General features: G+C 46.2%; 18 protein-coding genes, 1 tRNA gene and 3 pseudogenes. 12 read left to right on the top strand and 10 right to left on the bottom strand.

Annotated elements, in window-relative coordinates:
* Nucleotides 1-60 precede the first annotated feature (60 nt).
* Nucleotides 61-840, bottom strand: coding sequence for a Tat pathway signal protein (locus tag JGK22_RS02235; protein ID WP_293312242.1), 780 nt, complete (start codon nucleotides 838-840; stop codon nucleotides 61-63).
* 3 nt (nucleotides 841-843) lie between these two features.
* The gene (locus tag JGK22_RS02240; protein WP_293181731.1) at nucleotides 844-1,353 is read right to left on the bottom strand and encodes a hypothetical protein; all 510 of its coding nucleotides are present in this window, start codon (nucleotides 1,351-1,353) and stop codon (nucleotides 844-846) included.
* Between the two features lie 155 nt (nucleotides 1,354-1,508).
* On the opposite strand from JGK22_RS02240, the gene JGK22_RS02245 reads away from it, so the two are divergent.
* Nucleotides 1,509-2,927: an NB-ARC domain-containing protein gene (locus JGK22_RS02245; protein WP_293312244.1), complete on the top strand. Its 1,419-nt coding sequence runs from the start codon at nucleotides 1,509-1,511 to the stop codon at nucleotides 2,925-2,927.
* Nucleotides 2,928-3,169: 242 nt separating this feature from the next.
* On the opposite strand, the gene JGK22_RS02250 is transcribed toward JGK22_RS02245, so the two are convergent.
* Nucleotides 3,170-3,397 carry a type II toxin-antitoxin system HicB family antitoxin gene (locus tag JGK22_RS02250; RefSeq protein WP_293181735.1) on the bottom strand — a complete coding sequence of 76 codons (228 nt, stop codon included), beginning with the start codon at nucleotides 3,395-3,397 and terminating at the stop codon, nucleotides 3,170-3,172.
* On the bottom strand, nucleotides 3,394-3,618 hold the full coding sequence (locus JGK22_RS02255; RefSeq protein WP_293181737.1) for a type II toxin-antitoxin system HicA family toxin: 225 nt from the start codon (nucleotides 3,616-3,618) through the stop codon (nucleotides 3,394-3,396). The genes JGK22_RS02250 and JGK22_RS02255 overlap by 4 nt, the downstream gene beginning before the upstream one ends.
* Nucleotides 3,619-3,843: 225 nt before the next feature.
* Here JGK22_RS02255 and ffh point away from each other — a divergent pair, with 225 nt between their 5' ends.
* From ffh to JGK22_RS02280, 5 genes and pseudogenes are all read left to right on the top strand, one after another.
* Nucleotides 3,844-5,265 carry a signal recognition particle protein gene (gene ffh, locus JGK22_RS02260; RefSeq protein WP_293181739.1) on the top strand — a complete coding sequence of 474 codons (1,422 nt, stop codon included), beginning with the start codon at nucleotides 3,844-3,846 and terminating at the stop codon, nucleotides 5,263-5,265.
* A 190-nt stretch (nucleotides 5,266-5,455) separates the two neighbouring features.
* Nucleotides 5,456-6,033: pseudogene (locus JGK22_RS02265) on the top strand (Uma2 family endonuclease).
* 18 nt (nucleotides 6,034-6,051) lie between these two features.
* Nucleotides 6,052-6,617 (top strand): annotated as a pseudogene (locus JGK22_RS02270) (Uma2 family endonuclease).
* A gap of 282 nt (nucleotides 6,618-6,899) precedes the next feature.
* Nucleotides 6,900-7,883, top strand: a complete 984-nt coding sequence (gene hemB, locus JGK22_RS02275; protein WP_293181743.1) for a porphobilinogen synthase — start codon at nucleotides 6,900-6,902, stop codon at nucleotides 7,881-7,883.
* Nucleotides 7,884-8,327: 444 nt separating this feature from the next.
* Nucleotides 8,328-8,816 carry a GNAT family N-acetyltransferase gene (locus JGK22_RS02280; protein WP_293181745.1) on the top strand — a complete coding sequence of 163 codons (489 nt, stop codon included), beginning with the start codon at nucleotides 8,328-8,330 and terminating at the stop codon, nucleotides 8,814-8,816.
* A gap of 295 nt (nucleotides 8,817-9,111) precedes the next feature.
* Here JGK22_RS02280 and JGK22_RS02285 read toward each other — a convergent pair whose 3' ends face one another.
* The 3 genes from JGK22_RS02285 to JGK22_RS02295 all read right to left on the bottom strand — a co-directional run bounded on the left by JGK22_RS02285 (nucleotide 9,112) and on the right by JGK22_RS02295 (nucleotide 11,833).
* Entirely contained in the window at nucleotides 9,112-10,047 is a 936-nt protein-coding gene (locus tag JGK22_RS02285; RefSeq protein WP_293181746.1) for a HAMP domain-containing sensor histidine kinase, read from the bottom strand.
* A 25-nt stretch (nucleotides 10,048-10,072) separates the two neighbouring features.
* Entirely contained in the window at nucleotides 10,073-10,675 is a 603-nt protein-coding gene (locus tag JGK22_RS02290) for an L-threonylcarbamoyladenylate synthase (protein ID WP_293276949.1), read from the bottom strand.
* A 177-nt stretch (nucleotides 10,676-10,852) separates the two neighbouring features.
* Nucleotides 10,853-11,833 carry a HemK/PrmC family methyltransferase gene (locus tag JGK22_RS02295; RefSeq protein ID WP_293312246.1) on the bottom strand — a complete coding sequence of 327 codons (981 nt, stop codon included), beginning with the start codon at nucleotides 11,831-11,833 and terminating at the stop codon, nucleotides 10,853-10,855.
* Nucleotides 11,834-11,861: 28 nt separating this feature from the next.
* On the opposite strand from JGK22_RS02295, the gene JGK22_RS02300 reads away from it, so the two are divergent.
* Entirely contained in the window at nucleotides 11,862-12,002 is a 141-nt protein-coding gene (locus JGK22_RS02300; RefSeq protein WP_293190884.1) for a hypothetical protein, read from the top strand.
* Between the two features lie 275 nt (nucleotides 12,003-12,277).
* Here JGK22_RS02300 and JGK22_RS02305 read toward each other — a convergent pair whose 3' ends face one another.
* From JGK22_RS02305 to JGK22_RS02315, 3 genes are all read right to left on the bottom strand, one after another.
* Nucleotides 12,278-13,111 carry a Tic22 family protein gene (locus JGK22_RS02305; RefSeq protein ID WP_293196949.1) on the bottom strand — a complete coding sequence of 278 codons (834 nt, stop codon included), beginning with the start codon at nucleotides 13,109-13,111 and terminating at the stop codon, nucleotides 12,278-12,280.
* A 153-nt stretch (nucleotides 13,112-13,264) separates the two neighbouring features.
* A tRNA-Pro gene (locus JGK22_RS02310) sits at nucleotides 13,265-13,338 on the bottom strand.
* Nucleotides 13,339-13,570: 232 nt separating this feature from the next.
* The gene (locus JGK22_RS02315) at nucleotides 13,571-14,122 is read right to left on the bottom strand and encodes a GNAT family N-acetyltransferase (RefSeq protein WP_293152075.1); all 552 of its coding nucleotides are present in this window, start codon (nucleotides 14,120-14,122) and stop codon (nucleotides 13,571-13,573) included.
* A 247-nt stretch (nucleotides 14,123-14,369) separates the two neighbouring features.
* Here JGK22_RS02315 and JGK22_RS02320 point away from each other — a divergent pair, with 247 nt between their 5' ends.
* From JGK22_RS02320 to JGK22_RS02340, 5 genes and pseudogenes are all read left to right on the top strand, one after another.
* Complete coding sequence (locus tag JGK22_RS02320; protein ID WP_293179970.1) at nucleotides 14,370-14,546, top strand: hypothetical protein; 177 nt, start codon at nucleotides 14,370-14,372, stop codon at nucleotides 14,544-14,546.
* A 120-nt stretch (nucleotides 14,547-14,666) separates the two neighbouring features.
* Nucleotides 14,667-15,047 (top strand): annotated as a pseudogene (locus JGK22_RS02325) (hypothetical protein).
* Nucleotides 14,947-16,122 carry a transposase gene (locus tag JGK22_RS02330; protein ID WP_293190945.1) on the top strand — a complete coding sequence of 392 codons (1,176 nt, stop codon included), beginning with the start codon at nucleotides 14,947-14,949 and terminating at the stop codon, nucleotides 16,120-16,122. The pseudogene JGK22_RS02325 and the gene JGK22_RS02330 overlap by 101 nt, the downstream one beginning before the upstream one ends.
* A 47-nt stretch (nucleotides 16,123-16,169) precedes the next feature.
* Nucleotides 16,170-16,895 (top strand): hypothetical protein, encoded by a 726-nt coding sequence (locus JGK22_RS02335; protein ID WP_006631881.1) that lies wholly within the window; start codon nucleotides 16,170-16,172, stop codon nucleotides 16,893-16,895.
* 265 nt (nucleotides 16,896-17,160) lie between these two features.
* Nucleotides 17,161-18,027, top strand: coding sequence for an alpha/beta hydrolase (locus tag JGK22_RS02340; protein ID WP_293179967.1), 867 nt, complete (start codon nucleotides 17,161-17,163; stop codon nucleotides 18,025-18,027).
* Nucleotides 18,028-18,145: the final 118 nt, after the last annotated feature.

Genomic DNA, 18,145 nt, shown 5'->3' on the forward strand with positions numbered 1-18,145 from the left:
TTTTATTATACTAGACAGCGATAGGGGATATTTAACCCGGATCTAGTATTACCTTTTCCCCTAAAACCTCACCGTCACCAAAATCACCCGCCGAGGCTGATTTTCCGCTTCAATAGTATACTCAACCCGCCCAAAACCTTTCGGCCCCGGTTCAACTAAATCATAGCGAGATGTCACCGTACCGGCGGCTGTATCGTATTGAGCAAAAACAGCACCAGGATTTCTCCCAGCAGACGCATCGGCATCCCCTCCCCAAGAGCCCCAATCATCCAATCGCGATCGAGTTGGCAAGACAGAAGCGGCGATTTCTGGAGGTGTTAATCTTTGATCGGCTAAGACTCTTTGAGCGTTATGAATAGCGCACATTGTCGGCCCAGAAATTTTGGCATCGCTATATTGATCTTCCCATTTTTGTACGAAGCCAAAACCAACATTCGGGCCGACTTTATCCTGTCTTTGCCGCCCCCACAGCCGACTGGTATCTGATGCAAAATTAGAACCGCTGCCAGTTACGGCTAATTCGGTTCTTTTGCTGGTAAAATTGCGGTTTACAAATTCTTTATCTGCGGTGCGAATAGCGTTGGCGGCCGCTGGTTCTATTTTACTGCTAACATTACTATTGCCTTGTACGATCGGTGATAGAACGCCGGGGATGGGTTGTGCTCCACAATATTTTTGAATACCGTTGAAAACGCGATCGGCTGATAAAGCACTAATCGGAAATTCTAGGGAATAAGCTTCGGCGGGTTTGGGGAAAAAGATGCCGGATGTGGCGGAAGCAGCAAAAGAAGCGCCACCCCAGATGATGATACGATTAAATTGACGGCGGCTAATACTCATAATTTATCTTCTCCCTGGAGAGCTTGCCCCCGGCTCAATTTGAGCTTTCATAAAGTAGTAGGGAGTAAAACTCTGACAATTTGTGGCTCTAGCACAAAATACTTCTACTGCTAGACTTTTGCCATTGCTAATATCTACTAGCATTGTATTTACTTGACCTCCATCACCAGTGCGAGAAGCTACTTGATTTCCGTCTACATAAACATCTATTCGTGCTGGTGGGGAGTTTTCGGTGTCAGGAATCGCAAACTCCAGTCGGAGAGAAGCGGGGCCACCAGCAAGCCTACAAGTTATAGCAGTACCATTTTGAATATATAAAACAGTGGTGTAAATTTGTCTGCCTACAGAAATATCTCGTTGGTCACTCTTCCAGTAACCAGATCGCTTAACACATGGCAGGTCAGCCAAAGGAATAGGCCGCTGGGCCTGGGCCACTTGTGCCCCAACAGTCGCTAAACTAAAAGACAATACCCCAGCCGAGAACAAACCGCTGAGCCAACGAACTCGCTTCATATAAAATATCCTGCTAACACCTTAACGAACTAATATAAAGGATGAGCTGTGTAGGAAAAATCCTGACTTTAGATAGATGACAAAATCAAAAATGTCACGATTGTACGAAATGTCAGGTATAATAAATAGCGTAAACTCCAGCTTTTCCCGAATCTATGGATATTGCAGAAGTCTTAACACTGGCAGATCAGCTAATTTTTGCTAAGACGGGAAAGCATTTAGATTATGTGCAAGATGCTATTCTGCGGGGGACATTAGAAGACGCAACTTACACGCAAATTGCTCAAGAACTTTACTCAAGTCCAAGTCATGTTAGAAATGTCGGATCGAACCTTTGGAAAACACTTTCTAAAGGGTTGAAAAAAAATATTACTAAAAACAATTTTAGGGCTGTATTAGAAAAGGCAAATTTTTATAATTATCAATTAGCTATTGTTGAAAATGTAACAGCCGAGAATATAACAGTTAATCATAACGTTAATATTTGTTCTGAAAAAGTGCGATCGCCCAAAACACCCCAAAACCCAGAGCCAACAGCCAAACATCCCCGCATCGACTTAGGCGACGCACCGGAAATCTCGACATTTTTCGATCGCAAATCCGAACTCACAACCCTCGAAAACTGGATTTTAAGCCGCACCCGCCTCATCACCATCCTCGGCTTATCCGGTATTGGCAAAACCGCCCTGACACTCCAACTAATCCCACAAATTCAACACGAATTCGATTGCATCATCTGGCGAAGCCTCCACAACGCGCCACCCCTCCAAACACTCCAAACCGACATAATTCAATCCTGTAGGGGCGGTGCCCCCGTGCCCGCCCTCTCCGTGCCCGAAGAAGGGGCAACCACGGGGGGATTGCCTCAGAAAGAAAGGGCAACCACGGGGGGATTGCCCCTACAATATTTACGATCGCACCGCTGTCTCATCATCCTCGATGATGTGCAAACAATCTTCAGCAGCCAACAACTAGCAGGAAACTACCAACCAGGATATGAAAACTACGGCACTTTCTTCAAACAGATCGTAGAATCATGCCACAACAGTTGCTTAATCTTGATTAGTTGGGAAAAACCCCGAGAAATTGCAGCCTTAGAAAACCAGCAGAAAAATTGTCAAACATTGCAACTCAACGGTTTAGGCGAAGCCACGCGAGAAATATTTATAGAAAAAGGTTTACTTCAATCAGAAAAATGGTCAGAATTGATCGACCTTTACCAAGGCAATCCCTTGTGGTTAAATACAGTAGCTGCTACAATTCAAGACTTATTTAACGGCAATATTTCTGATTTCTTATCCTATGATAGCCTAGTTTTAGGAGACTTAGAATATTTATTGCACCAACATTTTCAGCGCTTGTCTGACACCGAAAAACAAGTCATGTCCTGGTTGGCAAATCAAAACAAACCAGTCGAAATCTCCAAAAAGCCAGCCCTGCTCGAATTATCTCCTTCAGAATTCCTAAAAGCCGTTGAATCCTTGAGACGGCGGTTGTTAATCGAAAAAGTCCAAAAGGGCGATCGCACCCTGTTCACGCTCCAACGGGCGATCGCAGAATACTTAAACAGTTGACAGTTGACAGTTGACAGTTGACAGTTGACCATTCGGCTACGCTCAGGGCAGGCAGTTGATAGTTGACAGTTGACAGCAAACAGTTGATAGCGAGGTTATAACTGTAAAACATCCAAACACATCAGCGTTAATCTGCGTTCATCAGCGGTTAAAAAATAAAAAAATCAATAACAACGATCGCCCTTCTACATAAAAGAGCGATCGCCTATTTTTGGGGAATGGCGATCTCTTCAAATCTATATTCAAGCAAACAGCAAATTTTCTACTAAAGTTTTAGGTTCTGGGAGAGATTTACCATCTACCTGATATTCTTCAACTAAAAGCTCTAATACCTCTACTGCATTCTGCAAAGCGGCTTCGTAGGTATCTCCATGAGTGTGGAACTGCTGAGATGGAAAATCAGGTAAGTGAACTAGATAGCAGTTATCTTCATCCGACCATTGAATAACAATTATATAAGGTAATTTCATGATTCAGGTTCCTCTTCTTCAATTGCTTTCAATATTCCAAGTTTTCGATTAACTTCTCTCTCTAAATACAGTTTCGCATCATCGCCATCATTGCCAGCAATGGTAATTGGTTCAGTAGGTAGTAAAGGATGAACCCATCTTGTATGGCTGCCTTTTGCCGAACGATAAGTAAACCCAGCTTTTAGCAGCAGGCTTTTGAGTTCTCGAATCTTTTTGGGCATAAACAGACATTAAAATTGTGGCTAGGCGACGAAAATACTTTAATCATATTCCAGAAAGTAGGGTTTGGACAAACGTACCCTACTACATGAATTTGAAGTAGTTTCAGCGTTAATCCGCGTTCATCAGCGGTTAAAAAATAAAAAATCTAACTTTTAGCAAAACATTAATCCAAAAAGCCCCATTTAGCCCTAAAATGAAAAAGACTGACTAGCCAACAATGCCCTATGTTTGAAGCCCTTGCCGATCGACTCGAATCCACCTGGAAAAAACTGCGCGGACAAAATAAAATCTCCGAGAGCAACATCCAAGACGCCATCAAAGAAGTCCGCCGCGCCCTCCTGGAAGCCGATGTCAACCTCCAAGTCGTCAAAAACTTCGTCGGAGAGGTAACAGCCAAAGCACAAGGCGCAGAAGTCGTTTCAGGCGTCCGTCCCGACCAACAATTCATCAAAATCGTCCACGACGAACTCGTCCGCGTCATGGGGGAAACCAACGTACCCCTCGCCACCGCCGAATCCGGGCCCACAGTCATCCTGATGGCCGGTTTGCAAGGAACCGGGAAAACCACAGCTACCGCCAAACTAGCGCTGCACCTCCGCAAGCAAAATCGTACCGCACTGCTAGTCGCAACTGACATTTATCGACCAGCCGCGATCGACCAATTGCTGACTCTCGGCAAACAAATCGACGTACCAGTATTTGAACTAGGCACCGATACTGACCCCGTAGAAATTGCCCGCCAAGGCATCGAACATGGCAAACAACTAGGCGTCGATACAATCATCGTCGATACAGCAGGCCGCCTGCAAATCGACCAAGACATGATGGCCGAATTGCTTCGCATCAAACAAACAGTACAACCCCACGAAACGCTGTTAGTTGTTGATGCCATGACCGGCCAAGAAGCAGCGAATTTAACCCGCACTTTTCACGACCAAATCGGCATTACCGGCGCCATCTTAACCAAATTAGACGGCGACAGTCGCGGCGGTGCAGCGCTATCAGTGCGGCAAATATCCGGCGCGCCAATTAAATTTGTCGGCGTTGGTGAAAAAGTGGAAGCATTGCAACCATTTTATCCCGATCGCATGGCATCGAGAATCCTCGGCATGGGCGATGTCTTGACGCTAGTCGAAAAAGCGCAAGAAGAATTCGACATCGCCGATGCCGAGAAAATGCAAGAGAAAATGCTCACGGCAAAGTTCGACTTTACCGACTTTCTCAAACAAACTAGATTGCTCAAAAACATGGGTTCCCTCGGCGGCATCATGAAAATGATTCCCGGGATGAACAAACTCTCCGACGAACAAATGCGGCAGGGAGAAGTGCAATTAAAACGCACCGAAGCCATGATTAATTCGATGACAACTGAAGAACGTCGCAACCCCGAACTTTTAGCAAGTTCTCCATCCCGCCGCCGTCGCATCGGAAAAGGCGCAGGCTACGCAGAAAACGACGTAACAAAACTCGTTAGCGACTTCCAGAAAATGCGTACCATGATGCAGCAAATGAGTCAAGGTAACTTTACAGGAATGGGAGGATTGCCGGGAATGCCGGGAATGCCAGGAATGCAGGGAATGCAGGGAATGGGCGGCCAGAAGAAAAAGAAAAAAAACAAGCCTAAAAAAGGTTTTGGTCAGTTGTAAAAAATGGTTCGTAGTTAGGACTTCAGTCCTCTCTTTGATGCGGACTGAAGTCCTCACTACAAACCTATGGAAACCGTAGGGTGCGTCGCTATTGATAATTTGCACATCAGCTTGAAAAGCTCATAGCGACGCACCCTACACAATAGTTTTTTTGTTACCAATTTTTACCCAAAAAAGGCTGCAATTGAATATGGTACAAACATTTACTCAACCAGAAACCATATCTCTAGAAGTGCCGAATTCGATCGCCCTGCTTGTAAGTTGCGAGCAATTCGAGGCCCTAGCATTGGCAAATCCCGACTTAAGATTAGAAAGAACCACAGAAGGAGAATTAATAGTGAATCCACCCACCGGCGGAGAATCCAGCGAAAGGAATTTCAACATTACCGGGCAACTTGCTCGCTGGTGCGATGACAACGAGGATTTAGGATCGGGTTTTGACTCTTCGGGAGGATTCATCCTTCCTAACGGTGCTAACCGTTCTCCCGACGCTTCCTGGGTGAGTCGAGAACGCCTCGAAGCCTTGACACCCAAACAGCGAAAAGGCTTCGTTCCCCTATGTCCGGACTTTGTAGTAGAATTGCGATCGGCATCTGACAGTCTCTCCACCCTCCAAACAAAGATGCGAGAATATATTGACAATGGTGCGAGATTGGGCTGGTTAACCGACAACAAGCAGAAGTAGAAATATTAATTAATCCAACCGAGTTGTCGGGAGAGGATGTATTGCCAGGATTTGTGTTGAATTTAAGGCGAGTTTGGGGTTAAATTTACGGAGAAGTTGCTATGGTACAAACATTTACTCAACTAGAAACCATATCTCTAGAAGTGCCGAATTCGATCGCCCTAACCGTCACCGGCGACCAATTCGAGGCCTTAGTATTCGCAAATCCCGACTTGAGATTAGAAAGAACCGCACAAGGAGAATTAATAGTGAATCCACCCACAGGAGGCGAATCCAGTAGCCGCAACCTCAGCATCAGCGGGCAACTCGGCAACTGGTGCGAAACACACGAAGATTTAGGAGAAGGCTTTGACTCTTCGGGAGGATTCATCCTTCCTAACGGTGCAACCCGTTCTCCCGATGCTTCTTGGGTGAGTCGAGCTCGCTGGGAAGCACTAACTGCAAAAGAACGAAAAGGCTTCGTTCCCCTATGTCCCGACTTTGTAGTAGAATTGCGATCGGCATCTGACAGTCTCTCCACCCTCCAAACAAAGATGCGAGAATATATTGACAATGGTGCGAGATTGGGCTGGTTACAGAAGTAGAAATATTGGCCAATCCAACCGAGTTATCGGGTGAAGACGTATTGCCGGGATTTGTGTTGAATTTAAGACGAGTTTGGCGTTAAATTTCCTGTACGCCCCCATACCAGAAGATGGCGCCCGAGTTCTGGCCCAGAGAGATATTTGGCTTTGTCAGGCCACGATAGATTTAGCTGTTACCTTACAGCTTTTGATGCGATGATTTTTAATGCCATTGGCCTCAAGTCCTAACTGCGAACCACGGACATCACGAGTTTTACAGAACTTTACGTAGCTTGAGAGCGATCGACCAACAATAAGCTTTAGACTTTTAAACAAATGTCGCTAATTCCAGAAATCCGGACTTTAATCTACCGTAAAAAAACATTATGTTTCCAACTCACCGCCCCCGCCGCCTCCGCAACCATCCCCAACTCCGCCGGATGGTACGCGAAAATATCTTGACAACCAGCGACTTAATTTACCCCCTATTTGCCGTACCAGGGGAAGCTTTTGCCAAAGAAGTCAGATCGATGCCCGGAGTTTACCAGCTATCGGTAGACAAAATCGTAGAAGAAGCAAAAGAAGTTTACGATCTCGGTATTCCCGCGATTATTTTATTCGGCATTCCCGCAGACAAAGATACAGACGCGACAGGTGCTTGGCACGATTGTGGCATCGTCCAAAAAGCGACGGCAGCAGTTAAAGCAGCCGTACCAGATTTAATTGTTATGGTCGATACTTGTCTGTGCGAATATACGAGTCACGGTCACTGTGGCTATTTGGAAGTCGGAGATTTAAGCGGCCGAGTTTTGAACGATCCGACGCTAGAATTGCTGAAAAAAACAGCCGTTGCTCAAGCTCAAGCTGGTGCAGATATTATTGCACCTTCGGGAATGATGGATGGTTTTGTGGGAGCAATTCGCGAAGGATTGGACTCGGCTGGATTTGAAGATCTTCCCATCATGTCCTACGCGGCAAAATATGCCTCAGCTTATTATGGCCCGTTCCGGGATGCGGCGGATTCGGCTCCGCAATTTGGCGATCGGCGCACCTATCAAATGGATCCAGGAAATGGCCGCGAAGCTCTCAAAGAAATTGCTCTGGACATTGCTGAAGGTGCGGATATGCTAATGGTTAAACCAGCTTTAGCGTACATGGACATTATCTGGCGCGTCAAGGAAGCCACTAATTTGCCAGTTGCTGCTTACAACGTTTCTGGAGAATACGCGATGGTGAAAGCCGCCGCCCTCAACGGTTGGATTGATGAAGAAAGAGTGGTGATGGAAACCTTGACAGGATTCAAGCGTGCTGGTACCGATTTGATTTTGACTTATCACGCTAAAGATGCCGCCCGCTGGCTGCAAAACTGAGACATTCGTGATGCCCGAATACCTTTGAACTCGGAATACCGGGCGGTTGAAACCGCGTCTATACAAACAAAACCCGCCTCCGCGGGTTGAAGACAAGGAGGTAAAAATTACGCGATCTTCTTTAGGAATACTGGGCGGTTGAAACCGCGTCTATACACACAAAACCCACCTCCGCGGGTTGAAGACAAGGAGGTACAAATTACGCGATCTTCTTTAGTCCGCGGAGGCGGACTTCACTTGTCTAGAAGCGGTTTCAACCGCCGTCTAATCTTTATACAAAAAAGTATTAATAATTACGGAAATTAGTTGCGTTTTGTGTATAAATAAAAATAGTTTTGTAAATCGGGAATTCAATCATCGATCGTTCCCAAGCAAAATTAACTTTCACTCCTGCAAGACAGTAAAAGTAACACAGTTTAGATAAAACTTACAGGCACATTGAGCATGACATCAACGACTAGGGATTCCAGTCAGATTCAATTTTGCACAAGTCGCGATCGCGTTGACATAGTACAAATCCAAGAACTATTTAAAGCCGCCGCCTTTTGGGCGAGGGCGCGCAAGATAGAAGATTGGGAAATTGCGATCGCCAACAGCGAACCAGTTGTGACAGTTTGGGATGGCCCGCAGGCGATCGGCTTTGCCAGAGCCACCTCAGACGGCATCTATCGAGCCACCATCTGGGATGTCGCCATTCATCCAGATTACCAAGGTGCAGGACTCGGCCGCAAATTAGTGCAAACTGTCTTGAGTCACCCTCGGATGTGCCGAGTAGAGCGAGTTTACCTGATGACAACTTACAAACAAAGCTTCTACGAGCGCATCGGTTTTCAGCATAACGCCAGCACTACAATGGTACTTGAAAATCAGCTTTTAGAAGAGAATATCGAATTAGAAATTAGCAAAGGCGAATTGCTAACTGCTATTTGCTAAACCAGCACAAAAGTCCCACCCAAATCTATAAAATGTAGGTGCGCCGCAGCGCACCTTACTACTTATTAATTATTATCCACAATCAGCCACAAGACAGTCGTTTTCCTACAATTAATTGAGCGATAGTTATCTCAAATCCGTTAGGATCGGAATGATATAAACGGAGGACACGGCAGTGTCGTTTCCCTACCATCGATCGCGGTAGGGACACGGCACTGCCGTGTCCTCTATATTATTTCGGCAAAGCCGGAATGGATATTAATCAGTTACAAAGTCAGTTGCCGAACTTCCTCGATCACAAAGTTGCCAAAGGAATAGAACATTGAGTGCGGTTAAAATTGGACTCTTCCGACTCAGAAGGCACAGCCAAAACTTCCAACTTTCCCTTCATCAAAGTTAAAAGTGTCTGATTCATCAACAACCTCATGCCAGAAGAGACGTGAGAATTATCGCTGCTCTTAGTAGCATCCGACTCCAAATCATGCTTCAGCAAATCCCAAGATTCGCTCCAAGCACTAACCGAGCGCTGATCGTCCACCCAAATATGAACGCATCCAGATTCCGGCGAAGAATGTGCAGAAACAGAAATACTTCCCTCCTCCATCTGAGCAATAGCAGTATCTATCAAATTGACTAAAACTTGCCTAAACCTCGGCAAATCTGCCAATACATAAATGCCCGGATCGGGTGGCAATATCTCCAGACGAATGCTGCGATTAGCAGCTTGTAAGTAAGTTAAATCATCAATTTCATCAAAAACCTTAGCTAACTGAATCGGCTCAATATCCATCGTGTCAGTGCCGTGTTCAGTTTTAGCAACAGAGATAATTTCATCTATCAATTTCACCAGCTTGAGTGCTGCAACGTGAGCTTGTTCGACAAACTCTCGCTCCTCAGCAGGATCGTCGCACAAATCCGACAGAATTAATTGGAGCGTACCAATCATAGTGCTCAGGGGCGATCGCAACTCGTGAGAAGTTCGAGCCAAAAAGCCCGCCTTAAATAGACTCATCTCCGATGCCATCTGATAAGCCAATTGAGTTTGCTTCAGTTGATCGGAAAGGGCATCAAACTTCTCTAAATCATTTTCTTGAGGAGTTGGAGGCACATAGGGAGCAGGTTCTGGCTGTTGCGAGCTTTTTTGCTGCCTGCGCCAAATCAAACTGCTTCCGAAACCCAGTCCGAGTCCCATACCTAAATATATCAAGTCGCTCCAGCCGATCGGCGCCATATTACTTTGCCTAGGAGTTTAGCTTTTAGCATTCTAGCTCGATCGCGCCTTGTCGCAATATTTCCCAACCGCCACCAGTCCATTTAGCCACAGTCGAAGGCAAACTCGAAGCCGTCGGTGCGGTTGGCGCTGTTGCTAATTCAGCAGTCACTAATGTCAAGACTTCGGGAAACTGGGCCTCAATTTCTGCCACCGACTCTAGAGGCGCTTGGCCGGATAAATTAGCACTGGTAGTCGCCAAAGGGCCTGTCTGCCCTAAAATCTGGAGTGCAAGGGGAAAATTAGGCACTCGTACTCCGATCGTAGTGCGATCGATCGCATTCATAGCAGCCGGCACAAGTGGCGAAGCCGGCAGCACCAAAGTTAACGCCCCAGGCCAATAGGATGCGGCCATTTGCTGCCACAAATTCAACTCTCCTGGACTCCCCTGCACGTAAGGCCACAAAGCCTCAGCCGATGCAGCCATCAAAATCAGCGGTTTGTCTTGACGGCGCCCTTTAGCTGCAAAAATCAACTCCGCGCGATCGGGCCGCGTCGCCAAAGCGGGTACAGTATCGGTAGGAAAGCTGACAATATAATCTCCTGAAATTGCCCCTTGAATCAAGGAGGCGATCGAAACTTGAGTCATCCGATTTTAGATTGTAGATTTTAGGTTTTAGATTTTAGATTTTGCATAAATCTTTGATTGATAAGTTAACCACAGATGTCAAGCAGATCAACACAGATCGACGCAGATAATTTCAAGATCGGAGAGCGAATAAATCCCATGCAAGTCTATTTTAGAATTGCAGCATATTTTTGGAATCTAAAGACGATAGGCTAAAGCAAAGCGATCGATTCCTGCCAAATCCGCAAATATCTGAACTTCACCGTAACTCCCGTGACTTTGTAGCATATCAGCCACCGCCGTTTCTTGTCCCGCCATCATCTCAACCAACCAAACTCCCCCAGATTCTAAATAATCGGGAGCCGTTTCTACCAAATGCCGGATGCAATCTAACCCGTCTAAACCGCCATCTAAAGCCAGGTGAGGTTCGTGCTTCAAAACTTCCGGTTGCAGAGTCAGCACCGTGCTGCTGGGAATGTAAGGCGGGTTAGACACCATGCCACTAACTTTACCCTTGAGAAATTCTAGCGGTTGCCACCACAAACCTTGATAAAAATTAATTCGCGATCCAAAGCCTAAATTTTCAGCATTCAGTCGAGCAACTGCCAAAGCTTCCGAACTGCAATCTACTGCATGAATCGTAGTATTTTTCAACGCACAAGCCAAGCCGATCGCGATCGCCCCACTGCCGGTTCCCAAATCCACCCAATCCGATTTGGCAAATTCTCCCCCCCCAAGCTGGGATACGTTTAAATCTTCTCCCCCCCTTGATAAGGGGGGGTTGGGGGGGGTAGATTTTTGATTGATATTTTCTGCTTCTAAACGGCTTTTCATAGCATCCACAGCCAAATCGATCAGCAATTCCGTTTCAGGACGAGGAATTAGCACCGCCGGCGTTACTTTCAGCGAAAAATCCCGCCAATGTGCAACTCCCGTTAAATACTGCACCGGCACCCGTTCCTGCAACCGTCGCTGCCAAAGTCGATCGAGTTCTGATACAGACAACTTTAATTCAATTTTTGGCAAATCTTTAAACGACTCCAAACGCAGAGCCAACTTATCCAAACCTGCCAGCTCTTGCAGCAGCCAGTCGAGTTCTACTTGGGGAATCTCAGAGGCGATCGCATCAATCTTAGCTTGATTCACCCACTGCCAAAGCTCTAAACCGGAAACAAACATAAGACTTTTTGGGAATGGGGAATGGGGAATGGGGAATGGGGAATGGGGAATTGGTAATTGGGAATTGGGAATTGGGAATTGGGAATTGGGAATTGGGAATTGGGAATTGGGAATTGGGAATTGGGAATTGGGAATTGGTAATTGGGAATTGGTAATTGGTAATTGGTAATTGGTAATTGGTAATTGGTAATTGGTAATTGGTAATTGGTAATTGGTAATTGATAAATAGTAGGTTGAGTCGAGAAATGCAACAATCCAACCTACCAACTTAGTCCCGAACGCAAAACCTAATTATGTAGCACATGAAACCAATTTTTGAGTATATCTTGTCTGTAACTAATGACTAATGACCAATGACTAATGACCAATGACCAATGACCAATGACTAATGACCAATGACCAATGACTAATGACCAATGACCAATGACTAATGACTAATGACTATTAGCGAGCCGGTCGAGCTGGAGCTGGAGATGGAGCCGATCGAGCTGGAGATGGAGCAGCCTGTGGATTTTGGCCAGCACCAGCCGGTTGGCGCGATCGCAGATATTCTAATGATTCCCGCGACGGAATTAAAATCATTTGGCTCAAAGACGGGTCATTTTCAGTACCCAAAGCCTCCAAAATCCTCTCCAAGTTCGCCACCTCAATCTTGATTGTGGCAGTCACGTTCGGCTGCTGCTGCTTAAAACGTTCGACCATTTCCTGCAAGTCCTCCTTATTAAAAAACAGAGGAAGCTCTTCTTTACCGCCCCGTTGAATCGTCAGATAACCATTTTCCGGGCCACCTCTCGCCAAAAACAGAGGTACACCGTTTAACTCGTTAACTTGTTGCCCAGTCTGCTGAAGAATAGTTTTCGCCGACTGTACCTGCTGCGCTGCTGGAATAAAAGCAAACAGCACCTGATCCGGCTTGCCTTTATTTTCTTGAGCCAGCCGATAAATTTCCCCCAGTGACACCGGTGTCACGCGCGCCGAAGCCGCCAACTGAGGATTTCCCGTTTTCAGTTGATCGACAAAAGCTTGAGCATCTTTCTGGCTGATGAAAATTCTGGCTACCGAAGCATTACCAGTTTGACCCTGACCTTGCTTGGGAACAGTAGTGATGAAGAACGCATTCTGACCGTCTGTAATCGTAAATACCGGCACCGGGCTTAACTTTTCTACAACTTGTGGCACTGGCAATGCGAGTGCAGACATCTTGGCAATGGGCGAGGGGCCGAGCAGAGTGCAGCCCACAATCCCCAATATTGCGCCTAAACGAACTAATGATTTCATGTTTTTCCACTCCCGAGCGATCCTGAAACACATTAACGCAAAGACTGGCTCCTTGACACGATCGGCAAAAACTACCTCAATCGGTTGGCATTTTCAACAAATGTAAACCTCAGCCGCAGTTTGTGCTTGAATCTATTATTTAAAATTGTGCGATCGGGATGACAGGATTTGAACCTGCGACATCCTGCTCCCAAAGCAGGCGCGCTACCAAGCTGCGCTACATCCCGGTGTATTGGCTATCTCTTAACCATTAACGCAGAAAACCACCTGCTTGTCAAGCTTTTTTTTAATTTTAGCTTTCGATGCAGCTACGTCGAAGTTTTTTTAAGGTTGTGGGGCTTGACAAGCTGCGGGGATACATAAAAGCGTAACTGACCGCAGCCCACAGGCTTGTGAGGTGTTTGACAGCTTGAATATTGGATTTATTCAACAAATCAATGCTGACCTCCACCGGACGAGCTAATCTGGATACCAAAACATACCTTTAATGCCCTCTGGATCGGACATAAAGCCCAAATTTCGGTAAAAATCCACCACCTGAGGGTCAGCAAATAAGGTAATGTTGCTGATGTCTTCACTGCGGAGTTTTTTAATGATGTATTTCATCAGTGCCTTGCCCATGCCTTTACCCTGGTAATCAGGATGAACTACCACATCCCAAAGCGTGGCATTAAAAGCATGGTCTGAAGTCGCTCTGGCGAAACCGACCAGCCGTCGCTGGCTGCCCCGTATCTCCCACATAGAGACGACTAGGAAGCTGTGCACAATAGCTTTTTTGACTTTACGCAGGGGACGGCGGGACCAACCCACTGCATTACAAAGTTCTTCGAGTTCGTAGAGGTCAATGTCCCGATCGCAACTAAAAAAGATGCGAGCGTTGCCGCTGGCGGGTTTGCGAAACATTGGGGAAAGCGGATCGCCTAACCCAAGAGCCACATCTTCCTCAAATTCCGCTGTTTGGGGTACAGAGGCAGACTCAGAACTACTAAATAAGTTTTTCCAAAAACCCATGCAGGCGCGGTTAAGGTAGTAGAAGTTGGACGACGTGAAAGAGAGCCCGATAGATAAACCCACTCCGATCGGCGTGGGATGAACTGCGGGTAGCCTCTTGAGGAACAGTTTACGGTACACTCATCTTACGCCGAAAACAGGGATTTGTCGTCCAACATTGACTCTGTGCTTTTTTGCTTCTCGTCAAGTTTGGTAGAACTGTTCTCCTAGCCTGTGCCAGGACAACCCAGTGTTAAGGTAAAATTTGTTGCCCAACCAGGACAGAGGCATTTTAGGAATTGCTTCTTTTGAGTACCGCCGATCGCGTCGGAACTCATATACTTGGTGGAAAATGCTAATGGAATGGCACAACCGTGACATTCTAGTTAGATATTCCCAGACAGATTTGATTTTTGTTTTTAGTGAGGAGACGGGCGAAATTTAAGTCGAATCGTCAAATCGAAAATCCCATTGCCATAAGGCATGGGAGGACTAACTAAATAACAAATTTGCCGGACATTACGGGACAATCTGATACAATCAAACAAGAGTTGAGGAAAAAACTATTGTCAAGTACGTCCCACTCTCACCATCATTCATCCTTGGAGTCAACGAAAGAAATCTCCGATGTTGGGAACAAAGCCAGTGAAAAATCCAAAAGCTTCTTCCCCTATTGGAACGAATTTTCTCATGAGATGTCCGAATGGTTGTCGTTGCCCACAAAAACCGATTGGCAAGAAGAGGCTTTGACCAATGCCAATGGAACAGCGAGCAAAACTGGTGTAAACTCCTGGTACCGGGTAAAACAAACCTTAGTCCAGAACAAAAAATGCTTGAAGACGTGCTTGCAGTCCTCCACCGATCGAGTAGTAGATTGTACGGACGGCGACAGTATAAAACTCAAATCTCACAAGCTCAGGATTTATCCCAGTCAGGAATTAAATAAAGTCTGGCGTAAATGGCTAGCAGCCTGTCGTTATTGTTTCAACCAAGCAATAGCAATGCAGCGCAAAAAGCCCTTAAGTAAGTTGCAGTTGCGTAACGAAGTTATGCGAGGCGATTTACCAGAATGGGTAAAAGAAACGCCTTGTCATATCAGACAGAATGCTATTTTTGATGCTCACCGAGCATTTAAGGCAAGTTCAGACGCCAAGTTCCGTAGCATCAGAGATTACTCTCAAACCATAAAGTTTAACGATTCAAACTTCAAAAAAGGCACTTGGTATCCTTCCTTAACCAAAGGATTAACCTATCATACTTCTGAGATAATTCCTGAGTGCGATCGAGGTACTCAGTTGGTATACTGCAAGGGTCGTTGGTTTGCAGTGTTTCCTCTGTCAGTTACCGCAGAGCCTACGGACGCAACAGGAATTATTGCATTAGATCCCGGCGTAAGAACATTTATGACCGGGTTTGATGGCAATAAATTCCTTGAGTTTGGAGGTGGTGACATGGGGCGAATAGCTCGTCTCTGTCAACACCTAGATAACCTAATGAGCCGAATGTCTCAAGCTACGAAACAGCGCCGAAAACGAATGAGACAAGCGGCTCACCGTATGAGAATACGCATTCGTAATTTAGTAGACGAATGCCAGAAACAAACCGCTTGCTATTTAACTAGCAACTATAGAGTCATATTTCTTCCGACTTTTGAGTCTTCCCAAATGGTCGCCAAAGCACGAAGAAAGATTCGTTCAAAAACTGCTAGAGCCATGTTGACATGGGCGCATTACAGATTCAAACAAACCATCAAACATCAGGCAAATGTTAGAAATGTCAATGTGATTGATGTCACTGAAGAATACACGTCTAAAACTTGTACCCATTGCGGTCACGTACATCAAAAGCTAGGTGGTTCTAAAGTGTTTACTTGTCCTGAATGTGGCTGTTCAATCCCACGAGATTACAATGGCGCTTTTGGTATATTACTGAAAGCTTTGCGGGATACCGCCTCTATCTCCTATGAGGGTGATAGTGCTCTCGTTACTTTGTCCGGTAATAGCCGGGCAAGTGTCGCGTAAATGTATCAGTCAATACCTAGTATATCTCCCGCACCTTCCCCTCAATTATGGCTTCGGGTTTAAAACCATCTACACTAGAACTTCTCAAGCGCTTTAACCGAGCGTTTCCACAGTTTTACGAGCAATTTGTCAGCAGCGAAATCCAACTGCAAAACCTCAAATTAGCTTACCAACTTTACAAAACTCGGCAAGCCGTCATCGAAATAAGAGCCGAAGGTAACAAAAGTGCCCTGCATTTTGCTTACCGGAACCAGTCTTTCCTACTGAGCGACATTTTCGGTGTGCTGGCTGCCTACGGGCTGACGATTCACAGTCTCAGTCTCTACGGTCAAATTTACCCGCCGATGCTGGTATTTATCAAATTGGTGGTATCTCGCGGTGGCAAGGTACTGGCAGATAAAACAGCCGAAAACGTCTGTAGGGCGGTTCGAGAGGCCTTGGCGGGGCATTTTGAGGTGGAAGAGATGTTGGCTGTGGAATTTAATTTAGACGCGGGTTTGGAGGATGTGGCTACTGAATTTTACGTCGATCCGGTTTTCCACTTGCCGGCTTTGCTGATTGAAGCAGATAACCAGCCTGGACTTTTTTACAAAGTTATGTATGCCATCTGGCAAGAGGATTTGTTGGTGGTAAATGCAAATTTATTGGTTTGGCGGGGGCGAACTCGCTTGATTCTCTACTTGTTGGGCCCCAATGAAAGTTTGATTCCTGAGTATCTGGGGCAGAAAATCGCTGAGGGGGTGCGACAAAGATTGTTGGGCGAGCGGTTTTAGGAATAGCGCCTGACGCTGGTGAAAGCCGGTTTATCACAACAACGTTTCGGAGCTATCAGATCGAGCTTAAGGACGTTCTTAATTCCTGAAACCCTTGATTTTATTACTTCTTTGTGATTTCTACTTCCGACTTCCATTTCTCTTGCGTTCAGAAACTGGGTTTTTGCTCAAAACCTGATATTCATCGAGAGAAAGTTAAACTGAGCCGATCGCCCGGAGTGTAACTGCCGATCCCTCTGTCTTGATTTCGCGATAGGATAAAATTATGGCAACCATCGACATCCTAGGGGTTCGGCACGCTTGCGATTTGACGGCTCCCACTCCAACTTCCCCGGTTCTGGTATTTGTCCACGGCTGGCTGTTAAGCCGCCGCTACTGGCAACCTCTGACCGATCGCTTGGCACCCAGCTATCAGTGCCTGACTTACGATTTGCGAGGGTTTGGCGATTCTCAATCCGACGGCGATGATAGTCGCGAGCGAGGAGAATCGCTAAGTTCCTACACTCCCGCAGCCTACGCTCGCGATTTGGAAATTTTACTCAAAAAACTGGATATTTCTAGTGCTTGGCTGGTGGGACACTCTCTCGGCGGTACGATCGCTCTTTGGGGAGCCAGCCAATTGTGCGATCGTATTAAAGGTGTTCTCTGTATTAATGCAGGCGGCGGCATCTATCTAAAGGAAGAATTCGAGCGATTTCGAGCCGTCGGCACACAGCTAGTAAAAATGCGTCCCCGCTGGCTGCCTCATTTGCCACTAGCAGATTTGGTGTTTGCCCGCGATTCTGTCGATCGCTCGATCGGGCGATCGTGGGGACGGCAGCGCTTGAGAGATTTCGTGGCAGCCCATCCAGATGCAGCTTTGGGGGCTTTGTTGGACTCCACCACAGAAGCCGAGATTCACCTGTTGCCGCAAATAGTGTCCCGACTCAAGCAGCCTGTGTATTTTATTGCCGGCACTAAAGACAAAATTATGGAACCAAAATACGTGCTGCATTTGGCTAGCTTTCACTGGATGTTCCAAGGTTGTGGCGAAAATGTGCTTCAGCTTCCCGATTGCGGCCATTTGGCAATGGTGGAACAGCCAGATGCAGTGGCTAGTTACCTACAAAATATTCTGAAAGAACACACTTAAAGGGCATGGGGCATGGGGCATGGGGCATGGGCCTTCCCAGGGCATGGGGCATGGGGCATTAGAACTTACCAATAACCAATAACCAATAACCAATAACCAATAACCAATAACCAATAAC

Origin of the sequence: Microcoleus sp. PH2017_08_TRC_O_A, from assembly GCF_020738665.1 — a bacterium.
In the GTDB taxonomy this organism is placed as follows: Bacteria; Cyanobacteriota; Cyanobacteriia; order Cyanobacteriales; family Microcoleaceae; genus Microcoleus.